The sequence below is a fragment of the Streptomyces sp. Tu6071 genome (assembly GCF_000213055.1).
Taxonomy (GTDB): domain Bacteria; phylum Actinomycetota; class Actinomycetes; order Streptomycetales; family Streptomycetaceae; genus Streptomyces; species Streptomyces evansiae.
The window spans coordinates 3,847,150-3,861,016 of sequence record NZ_CM001165.1; the positions used below are offsets into that span (position 1 = coordinate 3,847,150).

Sequence of the window (13,867 nt, forward strand, 5' to 3'; positions counted from 1 at the left end):
GCCGTCGGGGCGACAACGTCCGTGGCCACGCTGCCTCGGGGAGGACCGGTGTCCCTGGGGCCACGCCTTGACGTCGCCTTCCGGGCCCGTACCGCGCAAGGCGCCCTAGGCGGCCCCCCGATTCCGAGGCCGCGTCCCGTCGCCACACTGGGGGCTGCCTCTCGGGGTCGCGCCCCAAGGAGCACGGCTTGCGGGGCGACGCCGCCTCCGAGGCCACGGTGTCGCGGGGAGGACCGCGAGCCCGAGGCCCGCTTTGACGAGCCCGTACCGCCCTCCTGGCCGAAGGCGCCCTGGGTGGCTACCGATTCCTGAGGCCGCGTCCCGACGCCGCGCTTCGGGGCTGCCTCTCGGGGCCGTGCCCGAAGGGACACCGCCCTTGGTGCGTCGTCACCCTCGTGGCCACGGTGTCGCAGGCGGGACCGCGAGCCCGAGGCCCGCTTTGACGCCGCCTCGCGAAGCCGTACCGGTCCGGTGGCCCCCCGGGAGGCACCCCGAGCACGCGGTCACCACCACGTCGAAGCCGCTTCACCCAGGTCGCGTCCGAGGCCGTACTGCGCGCGGTGGCCAAGGCGCCCGGCCCGAAGCCACGGCGTGGAAGCCGCCGCTCCGGGCCGCGCCCCCGCGCCGTACCGCTCCAAGTGGCCAAGGCGCCGCGTAAGCCGCCCCGACCACGAGGCCACGCCTCGAAGGCCGCCTCACCGCGCCTCGCCCCGAAGCACGCAGCCCCCGAAGCACGCAGCCCCCGAAGCACGCAGCCCCCGACGCGCGCAGCCCCGAAGCGCGCAGCCCCCGAGGCCGCCTCACCCGGCCCACCCCGCCCCAGGAGCGCCACACGCCCCCGAGCCGCACCCCGGGGCCACGACACCCAACGCCGCGCCCCCGGGAAGCCCCCGGAACGCCCCTCGGCCCCGCCCCGGCGTCCCCGCCGCTACCCCGCCCCCTCCCCCGACTCCCGTGGTGGGCTCACCGTCGTGCGGGGGGAGCGGCGTTGGGAGGAGGTGCGGATGATCAGTTCGGTGGGGATGACGCGTTCGAGCTGGTGCGGTGCGCCGATGCCCTCGATCGCGTCGATGAGGAGCTGGACGACGGCCGTGCCGATGCGGCGCGGCTTGAGCGAGAGCGTTGTGACGGGTGGCTCGGTCGAGGCGTAGACCGTCGACTCGCTGCAGCACACGAGGAGGAGGTCCTCGGGGACGCGGAGCCCGTACCTGCGCGCCGCCGCGAGCAGATCCGTGCCGTTGGGGTCGAAGAGACCGTAGACGGCGTCGGGGCGGTCGGGGCGGGCGAGGAGCCGGTCGGCGGCGACCGCGCCCGCGCAGGGGTCGTGGGCCGGGTACGACTCCAGGACGGGGTCCTGGCCCACGCGGCGGCACCAGTCGAGGTAGGCCGTCGTGGAGAGCCGGGTGTACGTGTCGGTCGTGGTCCCGGTGAGGAGGCCGATGCGGCGCGCTCCCGAGTCCGCGAGGTGGTCGAGTATGCCGAGGACCGCTGCCTCGTGGTCGTTGTCGACCCACGCCGTCACCGGGAGGGTGCCGTCCGGGCGCCCGTCCGAGACCACCGGCAGCCCCTGCCGCACGAGTTCCGCGACGACCGGGTCGTGGTCGGCCGGGTCGACGACGACGGTGCCGTCGAGCGCCACGTTGGACCACACGTCCACCGGGCTCAGGCGTGAGGTCGCCGGCAGGATGACGAGGGCGTAGCCCCGGTCGAGCGCGGCGGAGGTCGCCGCTCTCGCCATCTCGGCGAAGTAGGCGAATTCCGTGAAGGTGAAAGGTTCATCCCCATACGTGGTCACGGTCAGGCCGATGAGGCCCGATTTGCCCGTACGGAGTGTGCGTGCCGCCGCCGAGGGGCGGTAGCCCAGTTGCTCGGCCACCTCCCGCACATGGTGGCGGGTGATGTCGGGGAGACGGCCCTTGCCGTTGAGAGCATCGGAGACGGTCGTGATCGAGACCCCCGCCGCCGCTGCCACATCTCGGATTCCCGGCCGTCCGGACCGTTTGCCCCTGCGGGGAGTTTCGGCTCGGCTCACCTGCTGCTTCCCTGCTGCTGTCATGGGTTGCCGATAGTAGGGGTCTGTCAGGTGGGTACGGCGGGTGCATATGCAGACCTGTGATGTCACGTTTCTGCAAGGTGACACACCGTCAAAAGCCTTGTATTGCAAGGAAGTTATCCGCATACGGGCTAGTTACTCGCCAGTCGGCCGGTCGTGTGCCGGGTCTCTGTGGGGGCCGCCACGGGGGTGCGGCTCACCTGTACGGGCGACGCGCGCCACGGCGCCAGCCAGCAGCGCACGCAGATGAGCGTGCGCCCCCCGGCGGTCGCCACGGGAGAGCGCGGCGGGCGGCTCGGTTCTCGTCTCCCCCGGAAGGCGGCCGACGGCACCTCTCCCGGGAGGCGAGGTGAGGGCGCCCGCGTCAAGGTGGGGGCGCGTGGGTCATTTCATGCGCTGGGCGTCTACCGGGTGCGCCCTCCACGGTGTCCAATATGCGGACGGGCGCGTCGAGGGCGGCCCGGCGGCGGTGGGCGATCCCCGAGCCGGCCGGGAGGCTCGGGGCCCGTTTCCCGGGGCGGCACGGGCCGCGCGGGAATACCGGCACGTACAGAAGGAGGTCCCGCGGTGAGCGGTACGAACCCCAGACTGCGAGCGGTACTGGACGACATCCCGGCCTATGTGCCGGGCAAGGCGGCGGCAGGCGGGAACGGTCCGGCGTTCAAGCTGTCGTCCAACGAGAACCCGTACCCGCCGCTCCCCGGGGTCATGGAGAGCGCGCTCGCCGCGGCCGGGTCGCTCAACCGGTACCCGGACCTCGCGGCGACGGGTCTCGTACAGGCGCTGGCGGAACGTTTCGCCGTACCGGTCTCGCACCTCGCTGCGGGTACGGGCTCGGTCGGCGTGGCGCAGCAACTGCTCCAGATCACCGCTCAGGCGGGTGATGAGGTCGTCTACGCCTGGCGCTCCTTCGAGGCTTACCCGATCATCACCCGGATCAGCGGGGCGAAGGCCGTCGAGGTCCCGCTCACGGGCGACGAGGAGCACGACCTCGACGCGATGCTCGCGGCGATCACCGAGCGGACCCGGCTCGTCTTCGTCTGCAACCCCAACAACCCGACGGGGACGGTGGTACGGAAGGCCGCGCTGGAACGTTTCCTCGACCGGGTGCCCTCCGACGTGCTCGTGGTGCTGGACGAGGCGTACCGGGAGTTCATCCGTGATCCGGAGGTCCCGGACGGTGTCGAGCTGTACCGGGATCGCCCCAATGTGTGCGTGCTGCGGACCTTTTCGAAGGCATACGGTCTCGCGGGGCTCCGGATCGGCTTCGCGATCGCGCACGAGCCGGTGGCCGCCGCGCTCCGTAAGACCGCTGTCCCCTTCGGCGTGAGCCAGCTCGCGCAGGACGCCGCCGTCGCCTCGCTCGCCGCCGAGTCGGCGCTCCTGGAGCGCGTCGACGCCCTCGTCGTCGAACGCGCCCGCATCGCGGGGGAGTTGCGCGCCCAGGGCTGGACCGTCCCCGAGACCCAGGCGAACTTCGTGTGGCTCCGGCTCGGCGAGCGCACCCTCGACTTCGCCGCCGCCTGCGAGCGCGCGGGCGTCGTCGTGCGGCCCTTCGTGGGCGAAGGCGTCCGCGTCACCGTGGCCGAGACGGAGGCGAACGACATCTTCCTGTCGGCTGCGGCAAGTTACCGCAAGGAACTGGACCGCTGACGGTCCTTTTCCCGCCTACGTGACGGAGCCGCCGGGCGCGCGGGGGCCGGCCCACCCTCGGGGGGCGCACGGCGGCCCCCGAGCGCCCACCACACGCCACGACCGCCCCGCCTCGGCGTCGGTTGCGCGGGGCGGCGTTGCTTCCGTGGTGCGGGGCCGCCCTTCGCGTCGTCGGGCCGCTCCCGCGTTGTCGGGGCGCTTCTGTGGTGCTGCGCTGCTTCTGCGTTGTCGGGCGGCCTCTGTAATGCTGAGCCGCCTCCGCGTCGCCGGGCGGCCTTCGCGTTGTCGGGCTGCTTCCGCGATGCCAGGCCGCTCCCGTGATGCTGTCCCTCTTCCGCGATGCCGCCCCGCCCCGTAGCGCTGCGCCCGTCCGAGATGGCACGCCTGCTCCGGCAATGCCGCGGCCACCCCGGCGAGGGCGCGGCCAGTCGCCGCGATGTCGCATCTGTGAGTGCGACCCCACCAGACCGCCCAATCTGAGAGGCAGCCAACGATGTTGAGCCTGGTCCGCGATGCGCTGCTCAATCCGTGCGACGTCGCGCCTGCGCCCGCGATGTCGTCCGTGAGTGCCATCCGGCCTGCGGGGCCCGCCCACTTCGGCGGGCCGCCAGCGATGGCGAGCCTGCTTGGCGATGTGGGCCCGCCCTGCGTCGCCACGTCTGCTCCGCGTCGCCACGCCCGTGAGCGCCAGCGCGCCGCAGACGTGACGCCCACCCCGGCAGGCAGGCAACGATGTTGAGCCTGGTCCGCGATGCGCTGCTCAATCCCTGCGATGTCTGCCGAGCCCCCGCGATGTCGTCCATGAGTGCCATCCGACCTGCGGGGCCCGCCCACCTCGGCGGGCCGCCAGCGATGGCGTGCCCGCTTGGCGATGTGGACCCGCCCTGCGTCGCCACGTCTGCTCCGCGTCGCCACGCCGGTAAGCGCCAGCCCGCCCCAGACGCGACGCCCAACCCGGCAGGTGATCAACGATGTTGAGCCTGGTCCGCGATGCCGTGCTCAGCCCCTGCGACGTCGCGCCCAGCCGCGAGGTCGCCCCGCCACGTAGCGTTACACCCGCCCGAGACGGCACGCCCGCACCCGCGATGCCGCGCTCAGTCCCTGCGACGCCGCGCGCAGCTCCCGCCATGCCGTGCCCATGAGTGTCACCTCGCCCGAAGCGCCCGCCCGCCAGGGCAGGCCCGCCGGCAATGCCGGGCCCGCTTCGCGATGGGGCCCTGCCCCGTGGCGTCACGCCCGTCCAAGAACGGCACGCCGCTTCCGCGATGCCACGCCTGCGCCGTGCGCACGCCTGCTTCCGCGCCGCCACGCCCGTAAGCGCCAGCCCGCCCCAGACGTGGCGCCCACCCCGGGAAACCGGCGGTGTTGAGCCTGGTCCGCGATGCCGCGCCCAGCCACCGTAAGGCCACGTCCGTTCCGCAATGCCGGGCTAGCTCCCGCAACACTGCGCCCAGAGCGCGCCAGCCCACCCAATGCGTGGCGCCCCCCGGCAGGCCGCCCCCGCCCCACGGCGAGGCCCCGTCGGCACGTACGTACGCGAGCCAGACCAGCCCCCCGCCGATAAGCGCGTAAGCCGCCCCCACACGTACGCCGGCCGCGACAAGCGTCGCGGGCGAAGTGTGAGAACGGACCGAAGCCGCCCCCGCACGCGCGCCGCTCCGACTCCCTCCGGCCACCAGATGCCCCCGGCCCCCGAGAGCCCCTCCGGCCGAGGCGCCCCCGTCCCCTCCCGGCGAGGCGCCCCCGAGAGCCCCTCCGGCCGAGGCACCCCCGTCCCCTCCTGGCGAGGCGCCCCCGACCCCTCCGGCCGAGGCGCCCCCGACCCCTCCCGGCGAGGCGCCGCCCGGCCCCTCCGGGGCGAGGCCACCGCCCCCGGACCAGGCACCCCCGCTCCCTCGACGCGTACGGAGGGCGAGGGCGAACCCGCCCCCCGTACCAAGCGCCCCGCCCCTTCGCCAGAACCCGCCCCCCTCGGCCCCTGCCCAGGAGCGGAGCGCTCCGTACCGCTGTAGTGGACGTCACAGCCCCCGGTTTCGGGCCTCAGATCGGCCTGCAACACCACCGCAAAAGCCGCTAATCGGTACAAAAGCAAGCGTGTAATTCCCTAAATCACCACCACGCGAAGCCCTCACCCCGGGGACCCCCTGTTCGTATGAAACGACCGTGGGACATAATGCTTGTGAATGTGAACGCTTTCACAAGCGCGTCCCGGTTGGGGCTGCTTTGCCCTGGGCGAATGCGGACCAATCGGGAGTCGTGAGGGCGGGATCAGGCTGTGCCCACGGTGTCCACCGCGTGCACAGAGATCAGCGAAGCGAGGAGGATTTCGTGGATCTCGCACTGGCGCCCGAGACGCTGGCCCGTTGGCAGTTCGGCATCACGACCGTCTACCACTTCCTTTTCATACCCCTGACCATCTCGCTCGCCGCGCTCACCGCCGGCCTGGAGACGGCCTGGGTCCGTACCGGCAAGGAGAAGTACCTCAGCGCGACGAAGTTCTGGGGGAAGCTCTTCCTGATCAACATCGCGATGGGGGTCGTCACCGGGATCGTGCAGGAGTTCCAGTTCGGCATGAACTGGTCCGACTACTCGCGGTTCGTCGGGGACGTCTTCGGGGCGCCGCTCGCCTTCGAGGCGCTCATCGCCTTCTTCTTCGAGTCGACCTTCATCGGCCTGTGGATCTTCGGCTGGGACAAGCTGCCGAAGAAGCTGCATCTCGCGACGATCTGGATGGTGTCGATCGGCACGATCCTGTCCGCTTACTTCATCCTCGCGGCGAACTCGTGGATGCAGCACCCGGTCGGCTACCGCGTGAACAAGGGCAGCGGACGGGCCGAACTCACCGACTTCTGGGCCGTGCTGACCCAGGAGATGACCCTCACCCAGATGTTCCACACGCTTGCCGCCTCCTTCCTCACCGGAGGCGCCTTCATCGTGGGCATCGCGGCGTGGCACCTGGGCCGTAAGCGCCGGGCGAAGCACGACAAGCGGCACATCGCCACGATGAAGACCTCGCTGCGGCTCGGTCTCGTCACGCTCGTCGTCGCCGGTCTGCTCACCGCGATCAGCGGGGACTCGCTCGGCAAGGTCATGTTCAAGCAGCAGCCCATGAAGATGGCGGCGGCGGAGGCGCTGTGGGAGGGCCAGGACGCCGCGCCGTTCTCGATCTTCGCCTACGGGGACGTGGACAAGGGGCACAACAGTGTCGCCTTCGAGATCCCCGGCATCCTCTCCTTCCTCTCCGACAACGACTTCACCTCGCACGTCCCCGGCATCAACGACACCAACAAGGCCGAGCAGGAGAAGTACGGGCCCGGCGACTACAAGCCCAACATCCCGGTCGCCTTCTGGGGCTTCCGCCTGATGATCGGCTTCGGCATGACATCCTTCGCCCTCGGTCTCGCGGGCCTGTGGCTGACCAGGAAGAAGTTCATGCTGCCGCAGCACCTGCGCGTCGCCGAGGACGAGATCCCGCACCTCGTGCTGTGGCGGGACAAGGTGCTCAGCCCCCGCTTCACACAGCTTTTCTGGCTCGCCGCACTCGCCACGATGTGCTTCCCGCTCCTGTCGAACTCGGCGGGCTGGATCTTCACCGAGACGGGCCGTCAACCCTGGGCGGTGTACGGCCTCTTCAAGACGGCCGACGCGGTCTCGCCCGGCGTCTCGCAGGCCGAGGTGATCATCTCGCTGAGCGCCTTCACGCTCCTGTACGCGGTGCTCGCCTTCATCGAGTCCAAGCTCCTGGTGAAGTACGCGAAGGCCGGGCCGCCCGAACTCACCGAGGCCGATCTGCACCCGCCCACGCGCATCGGCGGCCCGCCCGGACCGGCCCGTACGGGCCGGGACACGGCGGAGAGCTCGCCGGGGGACGACCGTGACGCGGCCCGCGAGGACGCGCGTGACGACAACGATGACGACGCCGACCGGCCGATGGCCTTCTCCTACTGAGCCCGAAGGAGGGAAACGACCATGGAACTCCACGACGTCTGGTTCGTGCTGATCGCCGTCCTGTGGACCGGCTACTTCTTCCTGGAGGGCTTCGACTTCGGCGTCGGCGTCCTGACGAAGCTGCTGGCCAGGGACCGCACCGAGAGGCGGGTCCTGATCAACACCATCGGCCCGGTCTGGGACGGCAACGAGGTCTGGCTGCTCGCGGCGGGCGGCGCGACCTTCGCCGCCTTCCCCGAGTGGTACGCGACGCTCTTCTCGGGCTTCTACCTGCCGCTCCTGGTCATCCTGCTGTGCCTCATCGTGCGCGGCGTCGCCTTCGAGTACCGCCACAAGCGGGACGAGGAGCGCTGGCAGCGCAACTGGGAACACGCCATCTTCTGGTGCTCCCTGCTGCCCGCCTTCCTGTGGGGCGTCGCCTTCGCGAACATCGTGCGCGGGGTGAAGATCGACCGCGACCTGGAGTACGTGGGCAGCCTCGGCGACCTCCTCAACCCCTACGCGCTGCTCGGCGGGCTCGTCACGCTGAGCCTCTTCACCTTCCACGGCACGGTGTTCACCGGGCTCAAGACCGCCGGTGACATCCGGCACCGGGCCCGCGCCCTGGCGCTCCGGCTCGGGCTCGTCACCGCCGTACTCGCGCTCGGCTTCCTCGCCTGGACCCAGGCCGACAGCGGGAACGGCAAGAGCCTCGTCGCCCTCGTGGTCGCGGTGCTCGCGCTCGTGCTCGCGCTCCTCGCCACGCTGCGCGGGCGCGAGGGCTGGGCCTTCGCCCTCTCGGGAGTGACGATCGCCGTCACGATCGCGATGTTCTTCCTGACCCTCTTCCCGGCGGTCATGCCCTCCTCGCTCAACGGCGACTGGAGCCTGACCGTCGAGAACGCCTCGTCGAGCCCGTACACGCTCAGGATCATGACGTGGTGCGCGGCCGTCGCGACCCCGCTCGTCATGCTCTACCAGGGCTGGACGTACTGGGTCTTCCGCAAGCGCATCGGGACGCAGCACATCGCCCGCGCGCACTGAGACCGGTGCGGGGCCGTCGGCCGGCGACCCGGTGGCCCCGCACCTCCCCCTCCGAGGCAGCCGCTGCCGGTCTGCCCCCGCCCCGCCCTCAGCCGCCACCCCTGCCCCATCCGCCTCGCTCGCGGAAGGATGTTCCACGTGAAACCCGTAGATCCCCGACTCCTGCGGTACGCCCGCGCCACCCGCTTCTTCCTGGGGGCCGTCGTCGGACTCGGTGTGCTCGGCGCCCTGTTGGTGGTCGGGCAGGCGATGCTCATCGCCGAGGTCGTCGTGGGCGCCTTCCAGCACGGCGAGGGCGCGGACGAGCTGCTGCACCCGCTCCTGCTGCTCGTCGCGGTCGCGTGCGGGCGCGGGCTGGTCTCCTGGCTCACCGAGACGACGGCGCACCGCGCGAGCGCGGCGGTGAAGTGCGAACTGCGGCAACGGGTGCTGGAGAAGGCGGCGGCCCTGGGCCCCGGCTGGCTCGAAGGGCGCCGGACCGGCTCGCTCGTGAACCTCGCGACGCGCGGAGTCGACGCGCTCGACGACTACTTCTCGCGCTACCTCCCCCAGCTCGGTCTCGCGGTCGTCGTCCCCGTCGCCGTGCTCGCCCGGATCGTCACGGAGGACTGGGTCTCGGCGGCGATCATCGTCGTCACGATTCCGCTCATCCCGGTCTTCATGATCCTCATCGGCTGGGCGACGCAGAAGCGGATGGACCGCCAGTGGCGGCTGCTCTCGCGCCTGTCCGGGCACTTCCTCGACGTCGTCGAGGGGCTGCCGACGCTCAAGGTCTTCGGCCGCGCGAAGGCGCAGGCCGAGTCGATCCGCCGGATCACGGGCGAGTACCGCCGCGCCACGATGCGCACGCTGCGGATCGCCTTCCTCTCCTCCTTCGCGCTCGAACTCCTCTCGACGCTCTCCGTCGCGCTCGTCGCCGTGACGATCGGCATGCGGCTCGTCCACGGCGACATGGATCTGTACGTGGCACTCGTCGTGCTCGTCCTGGCCCCCGAGGCGTACCTGCCGCTGCGCCAGGTCGGCACGCAGTACCACGCGGCGGCCGAGGGACTCGCCGCCGCCGAGGAGGTCTTCGAGGTCCTGGAGACCGAGGAGCGCGCGGCAGGCACCATGGAGGTGTCCGAGGGCGAACTGGGGGTCGAGGGCCTGACCGTCCGCTACCCCGGCCGCACCGCGCCCGCGCTCGACGGGGTCTCGCTGCGGGTGCGCCCCGGCGAGACGGTCGCGCTCGTGGGGCCGAGCGGCGCGGGCAAGTCGACGCTGCTCCAGGCCGTGCTGGGTTTCGCCCGCCCCGATACGGGTCGTGTCACCGTGGGCGGCACGGATCTCGCGGGGATCGACCCCGCCCTCTGGCACGCGCGGATCGCCTGGGTCCCGCAGCACCCCGCGCTCTTCGCGGGCACCCTCGCGGAGAACGTCCTCCTGGCTCGTCCCGACGCCACCGAGGCCGAGGTCGTGCGCGCGCTGCGCGACGCGGGGGCGTGGGAGTTCGTACGGGAGCTGCCCGACGGCGTGCGGACGGTGCTCGGCGAGGACGGCGCGGGCCTCTCGGCGGGACAGCGGCAGCGCCTCGCGCTCGCTCGCGCCTTCCTGGCCGACCGCCCTGTCCTCCTCCTCGACGAGCCCACCGCCGCGCTCGACGGCGCGACCGAGGCGGGCATCGTCGAGGCCGTGGGCCGCCTCGCCGCGGGCCGTACGGTCCTCCTCGTCGTCCACCGGCCCGCCCTGCTCGCGGTGGCGGACCGGGTGGTGCGGATCGACGCGGGCGCCGTCCCCGTCGGTGCGGCTGTTGCCGCCGGTTCTGCGGCCGTTGGCGGTGGTACGGGGGAGGGGGCGCCGCCCGCCGGGCCCGCCCGGCCCGTGCCGGAGGAGACCGGGGCGCGTACGGGTGCCGCTCTACTCGCCCGTGTGCGGGCCCTCGGCGGCGCGCACCGGCGGCGGCTCGCGCTCGCACTGCTGCTCGGGGCGCTCGCCCTCGCCTCCGCCGTGGGGCTCATGGCGACGTCCGGGTGGCTCATCTCGCGGGCCTCGCAGGAGCCGCCGGTGCTCTATCTCATGGTGGCCGTCACCGCGACGCGCGCTTTCGGCATCGGGCGGTCGGTCTTCCGGTACGGGGAACGGCTCGTCTCGCACGAGGCGGTGCTGCGAATGCTCGCGGACACGCGCGTCGCCGTCTTCCGCGGGCTCGCCCGCCTCTCCCCCGCCGGGCTGCGCGACCGCAGGCGCGGCGATCTGCTCTCGCGGCTCGTCGCGGACGTGGACGCCTTCCAGGACTACTGGCTGCGCTGGCTGCTCCCCGCGGGCGCCGCGTTCCTCGTGAGCGCGGGCGCGGTCGGCTTCACGGCCTGGCTGCTCCCCGAGGCGGGCGCGGTGCTCGCCGCCGGACTGCTGCTCGCCGGGGTAGGTGTCCCGTGGCTCACCGCGCGGCGCGCCCGTGACACCGAGCGGCGGCTCGCCCCCGCGCGCGGCGTTCTCGCCACGCGCGTCACCGAACTCCTCTCCGGGACCGGCGAACTGACCGTCGCGGGAGCGCTGCCCGCCCGCCTGCGGGCCGCGAGCGCCGCGGACGCCGAGCTGACCGGCATCGCGGCGCGCGCCTCCGCGTTCACCGCGCTCGGCGACGGGCTCATGGCGCTGATCACGGGCCTCACCGTCGCGGGCGCGGCAGCGTGCGGTGCGAACGCCGTCGTGGACGGGCGGCTCTCCGGCGTGGCCCTCGCCGTCGTCGTCCTCACTCCGCTCGCCGCCTTCGAGGCCGTGCTCGGCCTGCCGCTCGCGGTGCGGCAGCGCCAGCGCGTGCGGCGCAGCGCGGAGCGCGTGTACGAGGTCCTGGACGCGCCCGCGCCTGTACGGGAACCCGAGCGGCCCGCCGAAGCGCCTGCCTCGCCCTTCCCGCTGCGGCTCGAAGGACTCGTGGCGCGGCACCCGGGCGCGGCACGGCCCGCGCTCGACGGCGTGGACCTGACGCTCGACGCGGGGCGGCGGATCGCCGTCGTCGGCGCCTCGGGCGCGGGCAAGACGACGCTCGCGCACGTCCTGCTCCGCTTCCTCGACGCGGAGGGCGGCACGTACCGCGTCGGGGACACGCCCGCCACGGCGCTCGACGGGGACGCGGTGCGCGAGATCGTGGGCCTGTGCGCCCAGGACGCGCACGTCTTCGACAGCTCCGTACGCGAGAACCTGCTCCTCGCGCGCAAGGACGCCACCGAGGCCGAATTGCGGACGGTGCTCTCGCGGGCGCGGCTCCTGGACTGGGTGGACACGCTGCCCCACGGCCTCGGCACGCTCGTCGGCGAGCACGGGGCGCGGCTCTCCGGCGGTCAGCGCCAGCGGCTCGCGCTTGCGCGGGCCCTCCTCGCGGACTTCCCGGTCCTCGTGCTCGACGAGCCGGCCGAACACCTCGACCTGGAGACCGCCGACGCGCTCACCCGCGACCTGCTCGCCGCGACCGAGGGCCGTACGACGCTCCTCATCACCCACCGCCTGGCGGGCCTCGAAGGCGCGGTGGACGAGGTCGTCGTCCTCGACGAGGGCCGCGTTGTGCAGCGCGGCGACATGACCACGCTGCTCAGCACCCCGGGCCCGCTCCACCACATGTGGCGCCAGGAGCGGGCGACGGACGCGCTGCGCGGAGCCGCGGGGGAGGGGCCGGCGGGGTCGGCTTCGGCGGAGGAGGTTAGGGCGGAGGCACGGGACACGGTGGTCGCCGCGCGCTGAGCAGGGGCGAGGGGCCGGAGAAGCCCGTACTCCTGGGCGCGCGATGTTTCACGTGGAACATGGGGTGCGTCCTGGGGCAAGCGTGATGTTTCACGTGAAACATCGGGTGCGGCCGGGCGCGGGTGATGTTCCACGTGAAACATCGGCTGGTTCATCGCTCGGCAGGCGTGATGTTTCACGTGAAACATGAGCTGGACGCCCTTCGGGGATGTTTCACGTGGAACATCCGCCGAGGCAGCTTTGGGGATGTTTCACGTGAAACATCGTCAGGCTCTCTTCGTCCTCCGTACGGCTCAGCGAGTCCCCCGGGTGCACGCGCTGCGGAGGCGCGCGGTCAGCGGGGCGCCCACGATCCGGGGCATGGCACTCCGAACCGGAACCTCCGCACGCCCGCGCGGCACCCTCGTGGCCTCGGCCCTGAGTCTTCTCCTGCTCGGCGCCCTCGGGCTGACCGGTTCGGCGGCGGGGGCGGACCACTCCGAGAACGACGGGCCCGCGACGCCGAGTGCCGAGGTCGCGGTTCTCTACCGCGAGGCGGCCGTGGCGACCGCGAAGTACGAGGAGGGCCGGAAGGCCGTCAAGGCCCTGCGGGCGAAGTCGCGGGTCCTGGAGGCGCACCTCGCGAAGGAGCGCGGACGCCTGCGGCTGTTCCGCGAGGACGTCGGGCGCCTCGCGCGGGCGCAGTACCGGGGCCATGACGACGGCCTCTCGCTCACCGCCAACCTGCTCTTCTCGGACGACCCCGAGGCACTGATGGAGAACGTGGGGCTCGCGGGCAACGGCGATCGTGCGGTGACCCACCTCGTCCAGCGCTCGGCCCGCGCCGAGAGCGCCCTCGCGAAGGCGGAGCGGAAGGTGCGGACGAACCGTGAGGCCGTGGAGTCGCGTACGGCGCACATGGCTTCGCTCAAGAAGCAGGTCGACGCGAAGCTCCAGAGCGCGCGGGGCCGGCTCCAGGCGCAGGGCGAGAGCGCGGTGCTCGCGGGGCGCTGCCGGGGTGCGACCCGGATGGAGCAGGCGGCGTCCGAGTACCCGAGGGAGCGGTGGGTGACGCCGGTGCAGAACTTCGTCCTGTCAGCGGGCTTCGGCGGCTCGGGAAGCCACTGGTCGCACGGTCATACGGGGCAGGACTTCGCCGTCGGCATCGGCACCCCGGTCCGTGCCGTGGGCGGAGGACGGGTGGTGCGGGTCTCCTGCGGCGGGCCCTTCGGGATCGAGGTGGTGCTCCAGCACCCCGGCGGCTACTACACGCAGTACGCGCACCTCTCCTCGGTCGCCGTGGACCAGGGCGAGACCGTACGGACGGGGCAGTGGATCGCCCAGTCCGGCACGACGGGGAACTCGACGGGCCCCCACGTGCACTTCGAGGTCCGCCTGACCCCGGACTACGGCTCGGCGGTCTCGCCGCTGCCGTGGCTGCGCGAGCACGGAGTGCCGGTCGGGTAGTGCCCGCCCCCTGTGACCGGGTGCTCA

The 13,867-nt window shown here is 72.6% G+C and carries 6 protein-coding genes; 5 read left to right on the forward strand and 1 reads right to left on the reverse strand.

Features of this window, described 5'->3' with window-relative positions:
- Positions 1 to 928 precede the first annotated feature (928 nt).
- Entirely contained in the window at positions 929 to 2,056 is a 1,128-nt protein-coding gene (locus tag STTU_RS15885; RefSeq protein ID WP_078518986.1) for a LacI family DNA-binding transcriptional regulator, read from the reverse strand.
- A gap of 564 nt (positions 2,057 to 2,620) precedes the next feature.
- Between STTU_RS15885 and hisC the strand changes: the two genes are divergently transcribed.
- The 5 genes from hisC to STTU_RS15910 all read left to right on the forward strand — a co-directional run bounded on the left by hisC (position 2,621) and on the right by STTU_RS15910 (position 13,840).
- Complete coding sequence (hisC, locus tag STTU_RS15890; RefSeq protein ID WP_007824634.1) at positions 2,621 to 3,706, forward strand: histidinol-phosphate transaminase; 1,086 nt, start codon at positions 2,621 to 2,623, stop codon at positions 3,704 to 3,706.
- Between the two features lie 2,328 nt (positions 3,707 to 6,034).
- Positions 6,035 to 7,654, forward strand: coding sequence for a cytochrome ubiquinol oxidase subunit I (locus STTU_RS15895; protein WP_043255339.1), 1,620 nt, complete (start codon positions 6,035 to 6,037; stop codon positions 7,652 to 7,654).
- A gap of 21 nt (positions 7,655 to 7,675) precedes the next feature.
- Positions 7,676 to 8,677 (forward strand): cytochrome d ubiquinol oxidase subunit II, encoded by a 1,002-nt coding sequence (cydB, locus tag STTU_RS15900; protein ID WP_007824638.1) that lies wholly within the window; start codon positions 7,676 to 7,678, stop codon positions 8,675 to 8,677.
- 138 nt (positions 8,678 to 8,815) lie between these two features.
- Positions 8,816 to 12,394 carry a thiol reductant ABC exporter subunit CydD gene (gene cydD / locus STTU_RS15905; protein WP_043257440.1) on the forward strand — a complete coding sequence of 1,193 codons (3,579 nt, stop codon included), beginning with the start codon at positions 8,816 to 8,818 and terminating at the stop codon, positions 12,392 to 12,394.
- A gap of 360 nt (positions 12,395 to 12,754) precedes the next feature.
- Positions 12,755 to 13,840: a M23 family metallopeptidase gene (locus tag STTU_RS15910; RefSeq protein WP_175417711.1), complete on the forward strand. Its 1,086-nt coding sequence runs from the start codon at positions 12,755 to 12,757 to the stop codon at positions 13,838 to 13,840.
- The last annotated feature ends 27 nt before the right edge of the window (positions 13,841 to 13,867 follow it).

Excerpts from the sequence above, each read along its gene's own strand:
- STTU_RS15885 (WP_078518986.1), bottom strand. The coding sequence starts at position 2,056 with ATGACAGCAGCAGGGAAGCAGCAGGTGAGCCGAGCCGAAACTCCCCGC.
- cydB (WP_007824638.1), top strand. The coding sequence starts at position 7,676 with ATGGAACTCCACGACGTCTGGTTCGTGCTGATCGCCGTCCTGTGGACC.
- STTU_RS15910 (WP_175417711.1), top strand. The coding sequence starts at position 12,755 with ATGGCACTCCGAACCGGAACCTCCGCACGCCCGCGCGGCACCCTCGTG.